This window comes from Afipia broomeae ATCC 49717 (genome assembly GCF_000314675.2).
Lineage (GTDB): Bacteria > Pseudomonadota > Alphaproteobacteria > Rhizobiales > Xanthobacteraceae > Afipia > Afipia broomeae.
Genome location: NZ_KB375284.1, coordinates 613,560 through 632,152 on the forward strand (window position 1 = coordinate 613,560; position 18,593 = coordinate 632,152).

Below are 18,593 nucleotides of genomic sequence, written 5' to 3' on the forward strand. Positions count from 1 at the left end.
AAATGCCCGCGATATGCGGGCATCCAATGGATCAACCGAGAGCTTCCTCGAGCAATGCTTTCAATTGCTGGAGATGCTTCGACATCAAACCGGTAGCAGTTGCGGCCGCGGCAGCGCGCCCGGCATAGCGCGGGCGCTTGTGCGCCGAGCCGACCTGGTTGAGCACCCACTCGAGATACGGCTCGATGAAATGCCAGCCGCCCATGTTGCGGGGTTCTTCCTGGCACCAGACCACTTCGGCCTTCTTGAAACGCTCAAGCACCTGCACCAGCGCCTTGAGCGGCACGGGATAGAGCTGCTCGATGCGCAGCAGATAGATGTCGTCGGTGCCGCGCTTCTCACGCTCTTCGAGCAGATCGTAATAGACCTTGCCCGAGCAGATGACGACGCGGCGGATCTTGCCGTCTTCGGCGAGCTTGAATTCGCCGCCCGCCTCTGCATCGTCCAGCAGGATGCGATGGAACGAGGTGTTCGTCGCGAACTCCTCGAGCTTCGACACCGCGCGCTTGTTACGCAGCAGCGACTTCGGGGTCATGATGATCAGCGGCTTGCGGATCTCACGCTTGAGCTGACGGCGCAAGGCGTGGAAGTAGTTCGCAGGCGTCGTGAGGTTGGTGACCTGCATGTTGTCCTCGGCGCACATCTGCAGGAAGCGCTCCAGACGCGCCGAAGAGTGCTCCGGTCCCTGGCCCTCATAGCCGTGAGGCAGCAGGCAGACGAGACCCGACATACGAAGCCACTTGCGTTCGGCCGATGAGATAAACTGGTCGAACACGACCTGCGCACCGTTGGCGAAGTCGCCGAACTGGGCCTCCCAGATCGTGAGCGCATTCGGCTCGGCGAGCGAGTAACCGTATTCAAAGCCGAGCACCGCTTCTTCGGACAACAGCGAATTGATGACCTCGTAGTGACCCTGATTGTCGCCGAGATGATTGAACGGCGTGTAACGGCTTTCATCTTCCTGATCGAACAGTACCGAGTGCCGCTGCGAGAACGTGCCGCGCTCGGAATCCTGCCCCGAGAGACGCACACGATGACCTTCCTTGAGCAGCGTGCAGAACGCCAGTGCTTCAGCGGTCGCCCAGTCGATGCCCTCGCCGTTCTCGATCGTCTTCAGACGATTTTCGAGGTAGCGCTGAACCGTGCGGTGAATGCGGAAACCGTCCGGCACCTTGGTGATCTTGCGGCCGATGTCCTTGAGTTCATCGATCGCAATGCCGGTATTGCCGCGGCGCGGATCTTCGCCGACCTCAGCCGACTTGAAGCCGGCCCACTTGCCGTCGAGCCAGTCGGCCTTGTTCGGCTTGTAGCCTGAACCGGCCTCAAGCTCCGCGTCGAGACGCGCACGCCAGTCGGCCTTGGCCTTCTCGACTTCGCCTTCGGTTATCACGCCGTCGGCAATCAGCCGCTTGGCATAAAGATCGAGCGTGGTGGGGTGGGTCGCAATCTTCTTGTACATCACCGGGTTGGTGAACCCCGGCTCGTCGCCCTCGTTGTGACCGTGGCGGCGATAGCAGAACATGTCGATGACGACAGGCTTGTGGAACTTCTGCCTGAATTCAATCGCGATCTTGGCCGCGAATACCACCGCTTCGGGATCGTCGCCGTTCACATGGAAGATCGGCGCGTCGATCATCTTGGCGACGTCGGACGGATACGGCGACGAGCGCGAGTAACGCGGATAGGTGGTGAAGCCGATCTGGTTGTTGACGATGAAGTGGATCGAACCGCCGGTGCGATAGCCCTTCAGGTCCGACAGCGCGAAACACTCGGCGACCACGCCCTGACCGGCGAAGGCCGCATCGCCATGCATCAGCAGCGGCAGCACCGAAATGCGCTGATCCGGCGGATCGCCGTTCTGGTCTTCCTTGGCGCGCGCCTTGCCGAGCACCACTGGATCGACGATCTCAAGGTGTGAAGGATTTGCGGTCAGCGACAGGTGAATCTTATTGCCGTCGAACTCGCGATCCGAGGAGGCGCCGAGGTGATACTTCACGTCGCCCGAGCCTTCGACTTCATCCGGATTGGCCGAACCGCCCTTGAACTCGTGGAACAGCGCGCGATGCGGCTTGCCCATCACCTGGGTGAGCACGTTGAGACGGCCGCGATGCGGCATCCCGACCACGATATCGCGGACGCCAAGATTGCCGCCGCGCTTGATGATCTGTTCGAGCGCAGGAATTAGCGATTCGCCGCCATCGAGACCGAAGCGCTTGGTGCCGGTGAACTTGATGTCGCAGAACTTCTCAAAACCTTCGGTTTCGATCAGCTTCATCAGAATGGCGCGGCGCCCTTCGCGGGTGAAGCTGATTTCCTTGTCCGGGCCTTCGATGCGCTCCTGAATCCAGCTCTTCTGCGCCGGATTCGAGATATGCATGAATTCGACGCCCAGCGTCTGGCAGTAGGTGCGCTGACAGATCGCGACGATCTCGCGCAGCGTTGCAGTCTCAAGGCCGAGCACGTGATCGAGGAAAATCTTGCGATCAAAATCGGCGTCGGTGAATCCGTACGAACGCGGATCGAGTTCTTCGTGATCCTTCTGGCCTTCAATGCCGAGCGGATCGAGATTGGCGTGGAAGTGACCGCGCATGCGGTAGGCGCGAATCAGCATCAGCGCGCGGACCGAATCGCGCGTCGCCTGATGAATATCCGCCGAAGTCAGGTTGCTGCCGGTGGCCTGCGCCTTGGCTGCGATCTTGTCGCCAACCACCTTCTCGACCCGCGCCCAATTGCCATCGAGGGCAGAGGTCAGATCGTCATTTGGGGTGGCCGGCCAGTTGGCTTTTTCCCAGGACGGGCCCTGCGCGTTCTTCACAACGTCCGACGGCTGGTCCTTCAGGCTTTTGAAGAATTCCACCCAGTCCGGATCGACCGAGGACGGGTCCTTCTCGTAGCGGGCGTAGAGGTCGTCGATGTAGGTGGCGTTGGCGCCGTCGAGGAAGGAAGTGAGAGCGAAATTGGCATTCGCGTCCTGGCGAGACATGATTGCGTCCTGATGATTGCTATCGCGCGGGGAAATCGGGAGAAATCGCCCGATTTGGTATCGGCATCGTATATGGGCCGCACCTTTTACCCTATTTAGGGCAAAACTTCGCGCTGAAAAGAACCAAGGACTGAACTAGGCTTTCAACCTTTCGAGAAGAGTCGTTCCAAGCCGTGCAGGTGACGGAGAGACCGTAATCCCGGCAGCTTCCATGGCTGCGATCTTCGATTCGGCATCGCCCTTGCCGCCGGAGACGATGGCGCCGGCATGGCCCATACGGCGGCCCGGAGGTGCTGTGCGGCCCGCGATAAATCCGACCATCGGTTTCGACCGGCCGCGCTTGGCCTCGTCCTTGAGAAACTGCGCGGCGTCTTCTTCGGCTGAGCCGCCGATTTCGCCGATCATGATGATCGACTTGGTCTTCTCGTCCGCCAGGAACAGTTCGAGCACGTCGATGAATTCGGTGCCCTTGACCGGGTCGCCGCCGATGCCGACAGCCGAGGTCTGGCCGAGCCCGGCCTGGGTGGTCTGGAACACCGCTTCATAGGTCAGCGTGCCGGAGCGCGAGACGATGCCGACATTGCCAGGCTTGAAGATGTTGGCGGGCATGATGCCGATCTTGGATTCGCCGGCAGTGACGACGCCCGGGCAGTTCGGCCCGATCAGCCGCGACTTCGAGCCTGACAGGGAGCGCTTCACGCGCACCATGTCGAGCACCGGAATGCCTTCGGTGATGCAGACGATCAGCGGCACTTCCGCATCGATCGCTTCGCAGATCGCGTCAGCCGCGCCCGGCGGCGGGACATAGATCACCGACGCGTCGGCGCCGGTCTTCTCGCGCGCTTCAGAGACGGTGTCGAACACCGGCAGACCGAGATGCGTTGTGCCGCCTTTGCCCGGCGAGGTGCCGCCGACCATCTTGGTGCCGTAGGCGATCGCGCCTTCGGAATGGAAGGTGCCGTTCTTGCCGGTGAAGCCTTGGCAGATGACCTTGGTGTTCTTGTCGATCAGGACGGACATCGGCTTACTTTCCCTTCACGGCGTTGACGATCTTCTGCGCGGCGTCGTCGAGATCATTGGCGGACAGAACGTTGAGGCCGGACTCGTTGATGATCTTCTTGCCTTCCTCGACATTGGTGCCTTCGAGACGCACCACCAGAGGCACCTGAAGGCCAACCGTCTTCACCGCGGCGATAACGCCGCGCGCGATGACGTCGCACTTCATGATGCCGCCGAAAATGTTGACCAGAATGCCCTTCACGTTCGGATCGGCGGTGATGATCTTGAACGCCGCCGTGACTTTCTCTTCCGACGCGCCGCCGCCGACGTCGAGGAAGTTCGCCGGGCTTTCACCATACAGCTTGATGATATCGAGGGTGGCCATCGCGAGGCCCGCACCGTTCACCATGCAGCCGATGGTGCCGTCGAGCGCGATATAGGCGAGGTCATACTTCGACGCCTCGATTTCCTTGGCGTCTTCTTCTGTGGTGTCGCGCAGCGCGACGATGTCCGGATGACGATAAAGCGAATTGGAATCGAACGACATCTTGGCGTCGAGGCACTTCAGCTCGCCCTGCTTGGAGACGATCAGCGGATTGATCTCCAGCATCTCCATGTCCTTGGCGAGAAACGCCGTGTAGAGCTGCACCACCAGCTTTTCCGCCTGCTTGGCGAGATCGCCCTTGAGGCCGAGCGCCTGCGCCACGGTGCGGCCGTGATGGCCCATGATGCCGGTGGCGGGATCGACCGAGAACGTCACAATCTTGTCGGGCGTATCGTGCGCAACCTTCTCGATGTCCATGCCGCCTTCGGTGGACACCACGAACGCCACCCGCGACGTTTCGCGATCGACCAGCAGCGACAGATAGAATTCCTTCTCGATGTCCGAGCCGTCTTCGAGATAAAGGCGGTTGACCTGCTTGCCGGACGGGCCGGTCTGGATGGTCACCAGCGTTGCGCCGAGCATCTGCTGGGAGAATTCCTTGACCTCATCGACCGACTTGGCGAGACGCACGCCGCCCTTGTCGCCGGCCGAGGCTTCCTTGAATTTTCCCTTGCCGCGGCCGCCGGCATGAATCTGGCTCTTCACCACCCACAACGGACCGCCAAGCTCCTTGGCTGCAGCTTCCGCTTCCGACGCCTTGAGAATCGGCACGCCGCGCGATACCGGCACACCGAATTCCTTCAGCACCGCCTTGGCTTGATATTCGTGGATATTCATGAATGGCCCCAGAGATCAAAGAAGGGATCGAAGAAGATACGGAAGAAATTTCAGCGTGTGACCCGAAGCAACGATCTGCGGATCACACGCTGATGACAGTGTGCTGCCTTACTTGCCGAGCAAATCCGGCGCGATCTTCTTGCAGGCGTCAACAAGACCCTGCACGGCGCCGACCGACTTGTCGAAACCTTCGCGGTCCTTGCCGGTCAGCTCGATCTCGACGATACGCTCGACACCCTTCGATCCGATGACAACCGGAACGCCGACATACATGTCCTTCACGCCGTATTCGCCGTTGAGATAGGCGGCACAGGGCAGCACGCGCTTCTTGTCGCGCAGATAGCTTTCCGCCATCGCGATTGCGGACGCAGCCGGCGCATAGAACGCCGATCCGGTCTTGAGCAGGTTGACGATTTCCGCGCCGCCGTTGCGGGTGCGATCGACGATCTCGTCGATACGGGCCTGCGAAGTCCAGCCCATCTTCACAAGATCAGGCAGCGGAATGCCGGCGACGGTGGAGTACTTGGTCAGCGGCACCATGGTGTCGCCGTGGCCGCCGAGCACGAAGGCGGTGACGTCTTCGACCGAAACGTTGAACTCGTCGGCGAGGAAATAGCGGAAACGCGCGGAGTCCAGTACGCCGGCCATGCCGACGACCTTCTTCTGCGGCAGGCCGCAGGCCTTCTGCAGCGCCCAGACCATCGCGTCGAGCGGGTTGGTGATGCAGATCACGAAGGCGTCGGGGGCATACTTCTTGATGCCGGCGCCGACCTGCTCCATGACCTTCAGATTGATGCTGAGAAGATCATCGCGGCTCATGCCAGGCTTGCGCGGCACGCCGGCGGTGACGATCACCACGCTGGCGCCTTCGATCGCTTCGTAGGAGTTCGCGCCGGTGAAGTTGGCGTCGAAGCCGTCAACCGGCGAGGACTGTGCGATGTCGAGCGACTTGCCCTGGGGGATGCCTTCGGCGATGTCGAACATCACCACGTCACCCAGCTCCTTGAGCCCAACGAGGTGGGCGAGCGTGCCGCCGATCTGACCTGAACCAATCAAAGCAATCTTGTCACGCGCCATGGGAAATCTGTCCTTTGATGTCGACGGTATAGAGGGTGGGAAAACTCTGGGAGGCTGGTTAGACCTTTCGCGGCAAGCGTTCAAGTCGCCGTTCGCTCAATCGCGCACCACCGCCCAATACGAGGGCAATATCGGCTGCTTTCTTGTTGGGCTTTCGAAAGGTCTTGAGCCGAAACATAAAGCGAACCCTTTTCAGGTCTCCACCAGGCCGGTGGTCGAACCGCTGGCGGACGAGTCGCTGCGGCCATGAGGCAGCGCGAGGTAGGATTCCGAGCCCATCTCAATTAGCCGCGACGAGGTACGTTTGAATTCGTTGGCCTCGACCCCCTCGGTCGCGGTGTAAAGCGACAGGGGATCGGTCTCCGCCGACGCCATCAGTTTCACGGCATTGTCGTAAAGCGTGTCGATCAGCGTGATAAAGCGCTTGGCGTAATTGCGCTGCGGGTACTGCATCGCCGGAATCCGGTCGATGATCAGCGTGTGATAATCATGCGCAAGGCGCAGATAGTCCGATGCGCCAAGCGGCTTCTCGCACAGGTCCGCGAACGTAAATCGCGCGACGCCGTGCGCCGAATGCGGAACGTGCAGCACGTGACCCTTGATGGTGATGTCGCGCGGATGATCCGAGGCGCCGCCGGTGAGTTTGGTCCAGGCTTTGTCGAGTGCGGCGTCCGCGCTCGCATCGGCAGGCACCAGCCACATCTTGATGCCGGCGAGTTTTTCCAGGCGGAAATCGGTGCGCGCATCGAGCCGCAACACCTCCATCCGATCCGTCAGTTGCGCGATAAACGGCAGAAACAATGCGCGGTTCAAACCGCCCTTGTAGAGATCGTCCGGCGCGACATTCGATGTCGCCACGACCACGGTCCCCAGTTCAAACAGCCGGCTGAACAGGCGCCCGAGGATCATGGCGTCGGCGATGTCGGTGACGTGAAATTCGTCGAAGCATAGCAGCCACGCTTCCTCGAAAATCGATTGCGCGGTCAGCCGCACCGGATCGGTGTCGGCAATTTCCTGGCGCGAGATCTTCTGGCGGAAGCCGTGTATCCGCTCATGAACATCGGCCATGAATTCGTGAAAGTGCGCGCGGCGCTTGTGCGCGACCGGACTGTCGTTAAAGAACAGGTCCATCAGCATGGTCTTGCCGCGCCCGACCTCGCCATGGATGTAGAGACCGCGCAACGGGACCGCATCCTTGTCGGCGAACAGGCGCTGCAGCAGCCCTCCGCCACGGCCCGGACGGTAGCCCGCCAGTCTCGCTTCGAGCGCGGAGAAGGCCTCCACAGCCTGTGCCTGCGCCGGATCGGCTTCGATGGTGCCAGCGGCAACCAGAGCCTGATAGTGCCGGCGGAACGTGGCGGGAGTCGGAGCGTTCATGGCCCGCTACCGGCCAGAACGACACGGAAAATGCAAGACTACAAAGGTGCCGAAAGCTCTCTATGCGCTCAGCGCATAGGCATCCTCGACGACATATGGCCCACCGCCCACCGACGCCCGTGACGAGAACAGCACGAACCGGGAGGCCATGAAACTGCGGGTCGGGAAATAGCCGCGCACCGAAAGATAGTCCGCCACGTCCTGATTGGAGGCGTCGCGCAGCCGCGCGAGCGTGACATGGGGGATGAATTTGCGGCCCTCGGGGTCGAAACCGAACCGCTGCATCAGCCGCTCCAGTTCCGCCTGCAACTCCATCAGGGGGCGGCTTGGTACAACCGATGCCACGACCGCCCGCGGTTTCTTGCCGCCGAAGCTGGACAGGCCCTGCAACGCGACCTCGAACGGCTTGCGGTTGATCCGCTCAAGCGTCGAAGCGATCTCGTTGGCCGCGGGGCCATCGATATCGCCGATGAAGCGTAGCGTGACGTGATAATTTTCGGGATCGATCCAGCGGGCGCCTGGCAGACCCCCGCGTAAGCTCGAGAGCGTCTGGCCGATATCCGGGGGGATTTCCAGCCCGGTGAACAAGCGCGGCATCACGAATCTCCTCGATGCAAAAGAGGATCACGAATCACCTGAGGTCTTTTTTACCGCAGCACGATGACAGTGCGAAGCGACCATCGCGTGATCGAACGATAATTCCTCAGGGCTTGCCCAGTTGCGACGCACGGTCCTTCAGAAAAGCCTCCACCGTCGGCAAAATCCGCTCCACCACCACGTCGACACCCGCCGCTGTCGGGTGCAGTCCGTCCGGCTGCGTCAGCTTCGCCTCGGTGGCCACACCATCGAGAAAGAACGGATACAGCGGGACTTTGTGGCTCTCGGCGAGTTCGGGATAAATGCTGTTGAACTTTGCTGTGTACTCCGCGCCGTAGTTTGGCGGCGCATACATTCCGCACAACAAGACGGCAATGTTGCGCGCCTTGAGTTTCGTCAGGATGTCGTCGAGCGCACCGCGCGCCACTTTGGGATCGACGCCGCGCAGCGCGTCGTTGGCGCCGAGCTCCACGATCACAGCTTCCGTGCCGGGCGGGATCGACCAGTCGAGCCGGGCGAGCCCGCCGGTCGTGGTGTCGCCGGACACGCCCGCGTTATGGACGTCGGTGGCGATGCCCTTCTCGCTCAGGGCTTTCTGCAACCGCACCGGAAACGCCGCCGAGGCCGGAAGGCCAAAGCCCGCGGTCAGGGAATCGCCCAGAACGGCAAGCTTGATCGGCTTCACATCTTTGACATCTGGTTGGACAGAAGCCGTTTGAGCCGAGGCCGGCCCCGACATCGCCATCATTGCCCCCGTTGCTGCGACGATGAACACACGCAAGAGCCTCTCGACCGCGCCGCCGAAACCCCCATATGAATGATCCATGGACAGTCTCATTGAACCCTCAAAGCGCGCCGGTCTCGAACCGGACACCATTTCCATTTCCAACGTCAATCTCTCATTAGGCAGCGGGGCCGCACGCGTTCACATCCTCAAGGATGTCGACCTACGGGTCGCGCCCGGTGAAGCCGTCGGGCTGATCGGACCGTCGGGATCGGGCAAGTCCACACTCCTGATGGTGATGGCGGGGCTTGAACGTCCTGACAGCGGAGAGGTGGTGGTCAACGGCGTCTCGTTCAATGCCCTCGACGAAGACGGCCTCGCACGATTCCGTGGCCGCCATGTCGGCATTGTGTTCCAGTCGTTTCATCTGATCCCGACCATGACCGCGCTTGAGAATGTCGCGGTGCCGCTTGAACTCGCAGGCCGCGCCGACGCGAATGCGCGTGCCGCGCAGGAACTTGCCGGCGTCGGTCTCGGCGAGAGACTGCACCACTATCCCTCGCAGCTCTCGGGTGGCGAACAGCAGCGTGTCGCACTGGCGCGCGCGATGGCGCCCGATCCCGCCATCCTGGTGGCCGACGAACCCACCGGCAATCTCGACGAGTCCACCGGCAAACAGATCGTCGATCTTCTGTTCGCCAAGCATCTCGAGCGCGGCATGACCCTCGTTCTGGTGACACACGACGCCGCGCTGGCGCAGCGCTGCGACCGTGTAGTGCGATTGCGCTCGGGCCGCATCGACGGACCAGCCACAGACCGGCACTGGATCGAGACGGCATCGCGATGAGCGAAATTGCGGACACCGCACCGCGCAGCGGCTCCCTGGCACTGGCGATCCGTTACGCGCTGCGCGAATTGCGAAGCGGCCTGCGCGGCTTTTACGTTTTCGTGGCCTGCATTGCGCTCGGCGTGATGGCGATTGCCGGCGTTGGATCGGTGGCCGGAAGCCTCAGCGAAGGACTGGACCATCAGGGCCGCACGCTGCTCGGCGGCGACGTGTCCTTCGCACTCATTCAGCGCGAGGCCTCCAGGGAGGAACGCGCCTTCCTTGATGCGCGCGGCAAGATTTCGGTCGCGGCGATCATGCGCGGGATGGCGCGCTCGGCCAAAGGCGAGTTCACACTGGTCGATCTGAAAACAGTCGATGCGAACTATCCGATGCTCGGCGACGTGACCCTCGCGCCGAACATGCCGATGAGCGAGTTGCTGGCGCAGCGTGACGGCGCATTCGGTGCAGGCGCCGACGCTATCATGCTGGCGCGGCTGGGCCTGAAGGTCGGCGACCGGGTGACTGTCGGCAACGCCACGTTCGACATTCGCAGCGTCGTGGAAGCCGAGCCGGACAAGCTCTCGGGCGGCGTCGGCCTCGGTCCCCGATTCCTGATCAGCGAAGACGCGCTGCGCGCCACCGGTCTGTTGCAACCCGGCACGCTGGTGCGCTGGACCTATCGCGTGAAGCTCCCGGATACCTCGGTCGACGATCGTGCAACGCAATCCCTGATCGACGAAGCGCAGAAAGTCCTCCCGGAAGCCGGCTGGGAGGTCCGCAGCCGCGGCAATGCCTCGCCGCAGCTCGAGCGCAGCATCACCCGTTTCACACAGTTCCTCACCCTGGTCGGACTCGCGGCTCTGCTGGTCGGCGGCGTCGGCGTCGCCAATGCCATCAAGAGCCATCTCGATGAGCGGCGCGATGTGATCGCGACTTTCAAGGCCCTCGGCGCCACCGGCCGCGAGGTGTTCACGATTTACCTGACGCAGGTGATGGTGCTGGCGATCCTTGGATCGCTGATCGGCCTCGCCATCGGTGCGGCGCTTCCCTTCATCATCGTCGGCGTGTTCGGAAAGATCCTGCCGCTTCCGGTGGAAGCGACATTCCATATCGGCGAACTGGCATTGTCGTTTCTCTACGGCCTCCTGACCGCGCTCGCATTCGGATTATGGCCGCTCGGCCGTGTCCATGACGTGCCGGTCGCCGCGCTGTTCCGCGAAGGCGTGACATCGGAATTCCATTGGCCGCGGCGGCGCTATCTCGTGCTGATGGCTGCCGTCATCGCGACACTGGTCTCGGTTGCGATCGGCCTCGCCTACGACAAGCGTGTTGCCACCGTGTTCGTCGTCTCGTCGGTCGCCGTGTTCGCCGTGCTGCGCGTCATCGCGTCGTTGCTGATGACGCTGGCAAAAAATCTGCCGCGTCCGCGCTTGACGATGCTGCGGCTTGCCATCGCCAACATTCATCGCCCCGGCGCTCTGACGCCCTCGGTCGTGATGTCGCTCGGACTCGGCCTCGCTGTGCTGGTCACAATCACCCAGATCGACGGCAACCTGCGGCGGCAGTTCATGGCGGCGCTGCCCGAGCACGCGCCCTCGTTCTATTTCATCGATATTCCCACCGCGGAGGCCACCCGGTTTGGCGACTTCCTGAAACAGAGAGCCCCGCAAGCCAACGTGGAAACCGTGCCGATGCTGCGCGGACGCATCGTCGCCGCCAAGGGGATCAAGGCCGAAGACCTCAAGCCCTCGAACGATGCCGCATGGGTGCTGCAAAGCGACCGCGGCCTGACCTACACCGGCGAAGTGCCACGCGGCTCGAAAGTCGTCGAAGGCACCTGGTGGGACGAAAACTACAGCGGCCCGCCGCTGGTTTCGCTGGAAAAGAAGATCGCCGACGGTCTCGGCATCAAGGTCGGCGACGACATCACCGTAAACGTGCTCGGCCGCGACATCACCGCGAAGATCAGCAATCTCCGGACAGTGGACTGGCAAAGTCTCGGCATCAATTTCGTCTTGGTCTATTCGCCGAAAGCCTTCGCCGGCGCACCCCATACCGATATCGCGACCCTGACGGAGGCCACCTCCACACCCGCAAGCGATGCGAAGCTCATCAAGGAGGTCGCTGCCGCGTTTCCGATGGTGACCAGCGTCCGGGTGCGCGAGGCACTCGATTCAATTGGAAAGGTCGTGACCAATCTCGTGCTGGCAATCCGGGGCGCCAGTTCGGTAACCCTCGTGTCGGCCATCCTCGTGCTGGGCGGCGCGCTCGCCGCGGGGCATCGGCACCGGGTCTACGACGCAGTGATTCTCAAGACGCTCGGCGCCACCCGGGCGCGGCTGCTGGGGGCCTATGCGCTGGAATATCTGCTGATCGGACTGGCCACGGCGGTGTTCGGAGTAGCGGCCGGATCGATCGCAGCCTGGCAGATCGTAACCCGGCTGATGACCCTGAGCTTCGTCTGGCAGGCGGGCAGTGCCGCCCTTGTGGTGCTGGCAGCGCTTGCCGTTACAGTGGGGCTCGGGCTGGCCGGAACATTACTGGCGCTTAACCAAAAGCCCGCTACCGTGCTGCGAAACTTATGACAATTTGTAGCAGCGAAATAGCAGGTTTTGCGACATTCAGCCGCGCGCCCATGCTTGCGTCGAGTGTGTTAGTTTCCCACATACCGAGCGGGTTCAGAATCCGAATTGATACCATCCAGGGATGGGCTCATAATCGGGGTTCTGGGACAAACTTATAGCTGGCGGCGCAGACCCTTCGCTTTCGCCAGACAACCACGGGGTTTCGACCATGTCGGACTTGGACCGCAACTATACGTCACCTTTCGGCCGGGCCGCCGGGCGCGTTGACGCCGCGACCGTCGATGCCGGTCTGCGCTCGTACATGCTTAAGATCTACAACTACATGGCGATCGGCCTGGCCATCACTGGCCTTGCCGCTCTCGGCGTGTACATGGGCGCCGTCACGCCCGACGCTTCCGCAGCCGCCGGCCGGATCGGCAAGCAGTACCTGACGTCATTCGGCGTCGCGATGTTTGTCAGCCCGTTGAAGTGGGTGTTCATCCTCGCGCCGCTCGTGATGGTGTTCGCCATTTCGTTCGGCATCAACCGCCTGAAGCCCGCAACCGCTCAGCTTCTGTTCTGGGTATTCGCGGCGCTGATGGGCATCTCGCTGTCGTCTATTTTCCTGGTCTACACGCACACCTCGATCGTGCGGGTGTTCTTCATCACGGCGGCCTCGTTCGGTGCGCTGAGCCTCTACGGCTACACCACCAAACGTGACCTGACCGGGATGGGATCGTTCCTGATGATGGGCCTGTTCGGCATCATCCTCGCCAGCCTGGTGAACCTGTTCATCGCCAGCACGATGTTGCAGTTCATCGTCTCGGTGATCGGCGTGCTGGTGTTCGCCGGCCTCACCGCCTGGGACACCCAGCGCCTGAAGAACGATTACATCTACGGCTACGCCAGCCAGGGTGGCGACGTGGCGGAGCGCGCGGCAATCACCGGCGCACTGTCGCTCTACCTCAACTTCATCAACCTGTTCACGCTGCTGCTGCAGCTCCTTGGACAGCGCGACTAGATCTGATCGTGGCTGATCAGTGAACTCTTGAAAGCCCCGGCCAAAAGCCGGGGCTTTTGTTTTGCGGTCCTTCGCTGATAGGACTGCGGGGCTTCACCGCTCCGGCACCATTCTCTGCGATCGACATGCCCCAGCTTCATATCCGGCCCGCTGCCGTCACCGACCTCCCCGCGATCACGGCGATCTATCGGCATGCGGTTCTCCACGGCACCGCGACTTTCGAACTCGACCCGCCTGATCTTGCCGAAATGACACGACGCTACGAAGCACTGGCGGCGGCCGGCTTCCCGTATCTGGTGGCGGTCATGGAAGACATCGTCGTCGGCTATGCCTATGCCGGACCCTACCGGCCCCGTCCGGCCTATCGGTTCACAGTCGAAAACTCCGTGTATCTCGATCCTGCGGCGCAGGGACGGCGCATCGGGACGCGGCTGATGCAGGACCTGATTGCCGCTTGCGAAGATCGCGGCTACCGGCAGATGATCGCCGTGATCGGTGATTCCGCCAACGCCGCCTCGATTGGCGTCCATGCCCGCGCCGGATTCGAAATGATCGGCACGCACCCCAGCGTCGGGTTCAAGTTCGGCCGCTGGCTCGACACGGTGATGATGCAGCGCGCCCTGGGCGAGGGCGGCGAGACGACGCCAAAAGATTAATCAAACCAGCGCGAGCTTGCGATCGATCACCAGCAGAACGCGATCAAGCTCATGGCCGCGGCGCAGAATCTGTCCGCTGGCGGCAATCACGCTGTACGCACCCTGCTTGCGGGCGAGCCGCGGGTCCTTTTCGATCCGGTAGATCGGGACCTCCGACGCGCGGCGAAAAATCGAAAACACCGCGCGGTCTTTCAGAAAATCAATCGCATAGTCGCGCCACTCACCGTCGGCGACCATGCGTCCGTAGAGATTGAGAATGCGATTAAGTTCGACGCGATTGAACGTTACGGTCTGGGGCGGGAGCGGCGCAGTGCTGCGCTCCAGCCCCCTGCTCTCGCTCGGATCGATATCGCCCGACATTGAACTCATCGGCGCCTCCTGTCACGCAGGTGACATGATCGCCCCGTCTGGCCACGCCTGCAAGTCTGATTTCAGGCGTATCCGCTGTCCGTTTCAGGAGCAAAGGCATCACGCGGACGTCAGGCAAAATCATAATGCCGCCCGAATTCGGCCCATCCCCCGCCGTGCTGGGCTGCGATCAAAAGGAAACTGCGTTGACCCGGTCCTTTCGGCACCGGATTCCTCAGCCCCCAGCCCCCCGGGGTCGTCAGGATCGGGTCTAACTCTTCGCAGTAAACTGGATCCCCAATCCTTCGGCCGGCGCAAGCTGGCCGTTTTTGTTTTGGCGATCTCGTTGAGAGACGACCGTGCAGCCGCGAGCAATCGCTGCCGGCACCGCATCATCCAAAATTTTTTGAATCAGTTCAGCGACGTAAAGGCCGCACCGAGCATCGGGCCGGGCTTGTCGCGATTGCCGTCCTGAATGTAGACCGCTGCGGCATCGACGCCATCGCGCGTGATGTTTTCGAGCGGTACGGACCAACTGCCCGCCTTGCCGTTCCAGTCACCGACCTTCAGCACGTTACGCACCACGTTGTGATACGTGATCTGCTGTCCGCGATTCTCACCGCGTGAGATGGTGATCGGAACCGCTTTCGACACGGCGCAAATCCAGATCTCACCGCTCCTGCCGCTACCTTCCGCCACCGATACCTTGATCTGCCCGCCAGACTGCGTCATCGTCACAGGGACCGACATCACGCCGTCGTTGTTCTGCGTCCTCTTCGTGGCGTTCTCGATTGCCGCGCGATCGCTGCCAAGAACATTTGTCGTGCCGTTGACGACGGCCTGTGGCGTGTAGACGCCGCGGTCGCCGCGTGCATGCGAGTAGGCTTTCTGACGCGCACTGAACCGCGAATCCGCCAGCGTGTCCTTCCAGCCGAGATAATCCCAATAATCGATCGGCAAACTGAGCGCGATCACAGAGGGATCCTGCGCCAGCTCACCGAGCACCTTGTCCGCGGGCGGACAAGACGAACATCCCTGAGAGGTGAAGAGTTCAACGACTGCGCGCGGATCTGCGCATACCGGTGTGATGACGGTAAAGATCGCGCAAACGCCCAGCGTGCGCGACAGCCGCGAGGCGATTGCACCGGCCCTTGTCGGTATCGAAACTGGCAAATCAGACATCCCGTCTGCCCCCACGATGCATGATGCCTCCTCACCAAGAAGGCGGCCCCTTGATAGGCCGCCCCCTGGTAGCTCGCTACTCACTTCGCGGTGAGGCTGTTCACGGATGCGTTTCCAGACCGCATGTTACGCGGCCAGATTGCGCAGCACGTACTGGAGAATGCCGCCATTCCGGTAGTATTCAAGCTCATCGAGCGTATCGATACGGCAAAGCAGCGACACTTGCTTCTGCGAGCCGTCCGAAGACACGATCTCCGCCGTTAACTTCTGACGCGGCTTGAGATCACCCTGAAGGCCGCGAATCGTGACCTTCTCGTCGCCCTTCAAACCGATCGACTGCCACGACTCGCCCTGCTCGAACGTCAGCGGGAGCACGCCCATACCGACGAGGTTGGAGCGATGGATGCGCTCGAAGCTCTGGGTGATCACGGCGCGCACGCCAAGCAGGCGCGTGCCCTTGGCGGCCCAGTCGCGCGACGAGCCGTTGCCGTATTCGGCGCCGGCGAACACCACGAGCGGCACCTGCTCGGCCTGATACTTCATCGCGGCATCGTAGATCGACATCTGCTCGCCGTCGGGCCAGTGCTTGGTCAGACCGCCTTCGGGAACGTTGCCGTCGGCCCCCTTCAACATGAAGTTCTTGATACGGATGTTGGCGAACGTGCCGCGCATCATCACTTCGTGGTTGCCGCGGCGCGTACCGTACTGGTTGAAGTCGGCGGGCCGCACCTGATGCTCGGACAGATACTTGCCGGCGGGCGAGGTCAGCTTGATCGAACCGGCCGGAGAGATGTGGTCGGTGGTGATCTTGTCGCCGAACATCGCAAGGATGCGCGCATCGAGCACGTCCTTGATAGGCTCGGGCTCCATCTTCATGCCCTCGAAGTACGGCGGGTTCTGCACATAGGTCGAGCTCATGTTCCAGGCATAGGTGTCGCTGGTCACGGTCTTGATCTTGCGCCAGTTGGTGTCGCCCTTGAACACGTCGGCATACTTCTTCTTGAAGATCGTCGAAGTGACGTACTTCTTGATGAAGGCATTGATCTCCTTCGTGGTGGGCCAGATGTCTTTCAGATAAACGGGCTTGCCGTCCTTGCCGGTGCCGATCGGCTCGACATCGAGATTCTTCGTCACCGTACCGGCCAGTGCATGGGCGACAACCAGCGGCGGCGAGGCGAGATAGTTCGCCTGCACGTCGGGCGAGACGCGGCCTTCGAAGTTGCGGTTACCCGAGAGCACGGCGGCGGCAACGATGCCGTTGTCGTTGATAGCCTTCGATATCTCTTCCGGCAGCGGGCCGGAATTGCCGATGCAGGTGGTGCAGCCGAAACCGACAAGGTTGAAGCCGACCTTGTCGAGATCCTTTTGCAGACCGGAATCCGCGAGATACCCGGCAACCACCTGGCTGCCCGGTGCAAGCGAGGTCTTCACCCATGGCTTCGCCTTGAGACCCTTTGCAGCGGCCTTACGGGCCAGAAGACCCGCAGCGATCAGCACGCTGGGGTTGGAGGTGTTGGTGCAGGAGGTGATAGCGGCAATCACCACATCGCCGTGGCCCAGATCTTCCTTGCGGCCCTCGACCGGGAAGCGCGCATTGTGATCCGTCGGCTTCTTGTATTCGTTGGTCAGTGCATCGTCGAAAAGGCTGGCAACCGTCGGCAGCGCGACACGGCCTTCCGGACGCTTCGGACCGGCAAGCGAGGGCACCACATCGGCGAGATTGAGAGTCAGCAGCTCGGTGAACACTGGATCCGGCGACTTCGATGTGCGGAACAGGCCCTGCGCCTTGGCATACTTTTCAACCAGGGCGACGCGCGCCGAAGCACGGCCCGAGGTCTTGAGATAATCGAGCGCGGCCTTGTCGACCGGGAAGAAGCCGCAGGTCGCGCCATATTCCGGCGCCATGTTCGCGATGGTGGCCTTGTCGGCAACCGAGAGATGATCGAGGCCGGCGCCGAAAAACTCGACGAACTTGCCGACCACGCCGAGCTTGCGCAGCATCTGGGTGACGGTGAGAACGAGGTCGGTCGCGGTGACGCCTTCCTTAAGCTGGCCTTCGAGCTTGAAGCCGACCACATCCGGCAGCAGCATGGAGAGCGGCTGGCCGAGCATGCAGGCTTCGGCTTCAATGCCGCCGACGCCCCAGCCGAGAACCGCAAGACCGTTGACCATGGTGGTGTGCGAGTCGGTGCCGACCAGCGAATCCGGATAGGCAACTTCAAAGGTGGCGGTCTTCTTGCCGACGGTCATCTTCTCTTTCTTGGTCCAGACCGTCTGGGCCAGATATTCGAGATTGACCTGATGGCAAATGCCGGTGCCGGGCGGCACCACGGAGAAATTCGAGAACGCCTTCTGGCCCCACTTCAGGAATTCGTAACGTTCCTGGTTCTGCTTGTACTCTTCCGCGACGTTCTTGCCGAAGGCCTTGTTGTCACCGAAGAAGTTCACGATCACCGAGTGATCGATCACCAGATCGACGGGGACCAGCGGGTTGATCTTTTCGGCGTCGCCGCCGAGCGACTTCATTGCGTTGCGCATGGCGGCGAGATCGACCACCGCAGGCACGCCGGTGAAGTCCTGCATCAGCACGCGCGCGGGGCGGAATGCGATTTCGTGTTCGAGGGTCTTCTTGCTCGCCCACTTCGAGAACGCGACGATGTCCGCCTTGGTGACAGTGCGGCCGTCTTCGTTGCGCAGCATGTTCTCGAGCAGCACCTTCATCGAGTACGGCAGCTTCGAAATGCCCTTGAGGCCGTTCTTTTCAGCGGCAGGCAGGCTGTAATACACGTACGTCTTGGCGCCGACCTTGAGGGTTTTCTGGCACTTAAAGCTGTCGAGTGAGGGCATGTGAACGATCCCAGTTCAAAAAGTTAGAGACACCCGGCAAAAGGTATCGGGACACCGTCAAGAGCGAGGGAATCAGGGTTGAACCGTGCTGTTTCCGGCGGCTGATTGTGTGCTGCACCAAGTTCCGGTTTTATAGAATCTTTCCAGTCTGTCCACCACACCCGCTA

General features: G+C 61.7%; 14 protein-coding genes. 4 read left to right on the top strand and 10 right to left on the bottom strand.

Annotated features, from left to right (window positions below):
• Window positions 1-31 precede the first annotated feature (31 nt).
• The 7 genes from HMPREF9695_RS22520 to HMPREF9695_RS22550 form a co-directional block, all read right to left on the bottom strand.
• Complete coding sequence (locus tag HMPREF9695_RS22520) at window positions 32-2,983, bottom strand: 2-oxoglutarate dehydrogenase E1 component (protein WP_006023223.1); 2,952 nt, start codon at window positions 2,981-2,983, stop codon at window positions 32-34.
• Window positions 2,984-3,118: 135 nt separating this feature from the next.
• Entirely contained in the window at window positions 3,119-4,003 is an 885-nt protein-coding gene (sucD, locus tag HMPREF9695_RS22525; protein WP_006023224.1) for a succinate--CoA ligase subunit alpha, read from the bottom strand.
• Window positions 4,004-4,007: 4 nt separating this feature from the next.
• Complete coding sequence (sucC, locus tag HMPREF9695_RS22530; RefSeq protein ID WP_006023225.1) at window positions 4,008-5,204, bottom strand: ADP-forming succinate--CoA ligase subunit beta; 1,197 nt, start codon at window positions 5,202-5,204, stop codon at window positions 4,008-4,010.
• Window positions 5,205-5,312: 108 nt separating this feature from the next.
• The gene (mdh, locus tag HMPREF9695_RS22535) at window positions 5,313-6,281 is read right to left on the bottom strand and encodes a malate dehydrogenase (RefSeq protein WP_006023226.1); all 969 of its coding nucleotides are present in this window, start codon (window positions 6,279-6,281) and stop codon (window positions 5,313-5,315) included.
• 192 nt (window positions 6,282-6,473) lie between these two features.
• Entirely contained in the window at window positions 6,474-7,658 is a 1,185-nt protein-coding gene (zapE, locus tag HMPREF9695_RS22540; RefSeq protein ID WP_006023227.1) for a cell division protein ZapE, read from the bottom strand.
• 60 nt (window positions 7,659-7,718) lie between these two features.
• Entirely contained in the window at window positions 7,719-8,255 is a 537-nt protein-coding gene (gene thpR / locus HMPREF9695_RS22545; protein WP_006023228.1) for an RNA 2',3'-cyclic phosphodiesterase, read from the bottom strand.
• A gap of 106 nt (window positions 8,256-8,361) precedes the next feature.
• Complete coding sequence (locus HMPREF9695_RS22550) at window positions 8,362-9,081, bottom strand: arylesterase (protein ID WP_085947414.1); 720 nt, start codon at window positions 9,079-9,081, stop codon at window positions 8,362-8,364.
• Between HMPREF9695_RS22550 and HMPREF9695_RS22555 the strand changes: the two genes are divergently transcribed.
• From HMPREF9695_RS22555 to HMPREF9695_RS22570, 4 genes are all read left to right on the top strand, one after another.
• Window positions 9,080-9,826, top strand: coding sequence for an ABC transporter ATP-binding protein (locus tag HMPREF9695_RS22555; protein ID WP_006023230.1), 747 nt, complete (start codon window positions 9,080-9,082; stop codon window positions 9,824-9,826). The two genes, HMPREF9695_RS22550 and HMPREF9695_RS22555, sit on opposite strands and share 2 nt — an antisense overlap.
• Entirely contained in the window at window positions 9,823-12,393 is a 2,571-nt protein-coding gene (locus tag HMPREF9695_RS22560; RefSeq protein ID WP_006023231.1) for an ABC transporter permease, read from the top strand. The genes HMPREF9695_RS22555 and HMPREF9695_RS22560 overlap by 4 nt, the downstream gene beginning before the upstream one ends.
• A 208-nt stretch (window positions 12,394-12,601) precedes the next feature.
• A complete protein-coding gene (locus HMPREF9695_RS22565; RefSeq protein ID WP_006023232.1) occupies window positions 12,602-13,393 on the top strand; it encodes a Bax inhibitor-1/YccA family protein in 792 nt (263 codons plus the stop codon).
• A gap of 125 nt (window positions 13,394-13,518) precedes the next feature.
• Window positions 13,519-14,049: a GNAT family N-acetyltransferase gene (locus tag HMPREF9695_RS22570; RefSeq protein WP_006023233.1), complete on the top strand. Its 531-nt coding sequence runs from the start codon at window positions 13,519-13,521 to the stop codon at window positions 14,047-14,049.
• Here the strand turns inward: HMPREF9695_RS22570 and HMPREF9695_RS22575 are convergent, their stop codons facing one another.
• From HMPREF9695_RS22575 to acnA, 3 genes are all read right to left on the bottom strand, one after another.
• Entirely contained in the window at window positions 14,050-14,418 is a 369-nt protein-coding gene (locus HMPREF9695_RS22575) for a DUF2794 domain-containing protein (RefSeq protein ID WP_006023234.1), read from the bottom strand.
• 390 nt (window positions 14,419-14,808) lie between these two features.
• On the bottom strand, window positions 14,809-15,579 hold the full coding sequence (locus tag HMPREF9695_RS22580) for a DUF1223 domain-containing protein (RefSeq protein WP_006023235.1): 771 nt from the start codon (window positions 15,577-15,579) through the stop codon (window positions 14,809-14,811).
• 126 nt (window positions 15,580-15,705) lie between these two features.
• Window positions 15,706-18,426 carry an aconitate hydratase AcnA gene (gene acnA, locus HMPREF9695_RS22585; protein WP_006023236.1) on the bottom strand — a complete coding sequence of 907 codons (2,721 nt, stop codon included), beginning with the start codon at window positions 18,424-18,426 and terminating at the stop codon, window positions 15,706-15,708.
• Window positions 18,427-18,593: the final 167 nt, after the last annotated feature.